Origin of the sequence: Actinosynnema sp. NPDC023658 (assembly GCF_040639995.1) — a bacterium.
In the GTDB taxonomy this organism is placed as follows: Bacteria; Actinomycetota; Actinomycetes; order Mycobacteriales; family Pseudonocardiaceae; genus Actinosynnema.
In genome coordinates, this window is sequence record NZ_JBFAAX010000929.1 from 1 (window position 1) to 2136 (window position 2136).

The 2136-nt window shown below is 74.8% G+C and carries 1 protein-coding gene; it reads right to left on the reverse strand.

Translation table 11 applies throughout. From position 1 onward, the window contains the following. A partial coding sequence (locus AB0G02_RS36540) for an AMP-binding protein (protein ID WP_360803965.1) occupies positions 1-2027 on the reverse strand: 2027 nt, incomplete at its 3' end. Positions 2028-2136 lie beyond the last annotated feature (109 nt).

The following is a 2136-nucleotide window of genomic DNA, read 5'->3' on the forward strand; positions in this document are numbered from 1 at the left end:
GCGGTCAGCGCCGGGCGCCTCAGGTACCCGGCGGCCACCCGCAGCCCGCCCAGGTGCAGCTCACCGGGCACCCCCACGGGCGCCGGACGTCCCCGGTCGTCGAGCACGTACGCGCTGGTGCCCGGGACCGGCCGGCCGATGGGCAGCGCCGGCGCGTCCAGATCCGACTCCACCGCCCAGTGCAGGAAGCTGGAGATCGTCGCCTCGGTCGGGCCGTAGCACGCCACGAAGCGGCCCGGGAGGCCCAGCTCGTGCCAGCGCCGGGCGTCGTCGGCGGTCACCACGTCCGCGCCGACGTTCATCATCCGCAGCGACCGGACGTCGTCGGGGGAGACCACGGACATCAGCTCGCGGTAGTAGTGCGGGGTGATGTTCATACTGGTGATCCGGAACCGGCGCAGCCGCTCGGCCAGCTCCTCCGGCGTCCAGAACAACGGGTCGCTCAGCAGCACCGACGCACCGGCCAGCAGCGGTGCGCCGATCTGCTCCAGCGACCCGTCGAAGGCCAGGGACGCCAGCGAGAGCACGCGGTCGTCCGCGGTGATCCCGTACTCCCGGGCGATCACCAGGGCGTGCTCGGCGTAGGACCCGTGCTCGACCTGCACGCCCTTCGGCTGCCCGGTCGACCCGGACGTGTAGATGACGTAGGCGGGATCACCCGGCTCGACCGTCCACTCCGGACTCGCCGCGGACTCGTCCGCCACGTCGTCCGGGGCGATCACCGGGCTGTCCGGGAACAGCGCGGCCGTGTCCGACCGGGCCACCACCGCGCCCACCCGCGCGTCCGCGACGAGGAACGCCAGGCGGTCGGCGGGGTTCGCCGGGTCGAACGGCACGTAGGCCGCACCCGACTTGAGCACCGCGACCAGGGACACCACGGCGTCGAAGCCGCGCTCCAGGCACACCCCCACGGTGGCGCCCCGGCCCAGCCCGAGCGACCGCAGCCGCCGGGCCAGCCGGGTGGACCGGGCGTCCAGCTCGCCGTAGGTCATCCGACCGTCGCCGAACAGCACGGCGGTCTTGTCGGGGTGCGCGGCGGCGCGGGCGGCGAACAGGTCGGGGAAGCACCCCGGCGGCACGCCGCCGCCCGGCACGGTTCCCCACTCGTCGACCAGGAGCCGGACCTCGTCGCCCGGCAGCAGCTCCAGCTCGCTGATCGGCAGACCGGGCGCGGCGGCGACGCTCTCCAGCAGCCGCACGTACCGGCGGGCCATCCGCTCGGCGGTGCCGGCGTCGAACAGCGCGGTCGGGTACGTCAGGGCGCCGGTCAGCGCCCCGTCGGGGCGGCGCTCGAAGTGCAGGCCCAGGTCGAACGACGAGGACGTCCAGTCGACGTCGACCTCCTCCACGGCGAGACCGGGCAGCGCGAACCGGCCCTCGGAGATCTCGTTGAGCCCGAACGCCACCTGCACCAGCGGGTTGCGCGACAGGTCGCGGTCCGGTTCGAACTCGGAGACCAGCCGCTCGAACTGCACGTCCTGGTGGCTGAACGCGGCCAGCGCCGTCTCCGCCACCCGGTCCAGCAGCCCTTCGAAGCTCGGGTCGTCGCCCAGGTCCGTGCGCAGCACCAGCGTGTTGACGAAGAACCCGACCAGGTCCTCCACCTCCGCCAGCGGACGACCCGCCACCGGGCACCCGACGGCGATGTCCGCGGCGCCGGTGTGCCGGTGCAGGAACACCTGGTACGCCGCCAGCAGCACCATGAACGGCGTGGCCCGGCGGGACCGGCCCAGCTCGGCCAGCCGACCGGCCAGCTCGGCGGGCACCTCCACCCGGACGGCCGCTCCCGTCGGGTCCCACGACCCGGTGCGCGGCCGGTCGGTGGGCAGCTCCAGCGGCGCCAGGCCCGCCAGCCGGCCGCGCCAGAACTCCAGCTGGTCGTCCAGGTTCTCCGCCGACTCCCGCTGCCACGCGGCGAAGTCCGCGTACTGCACGGGCGGCTCCGGCAGCGGCACCCCGCCGTAGCCCGCGGCCAGCTCGCGGGCGAACACGTCCCACGACCACCCGTCGAACGCGATGTGGTGCACGACGACCACCAGCACGTGCTCGGCCGGCGACTACCGCAGCTGCCGCGCCCGCAGCGGCCACCCCGCCGCCAGGTGGAAGCCCTCCGCCAGCTCCGCCGCGACCAGCGCG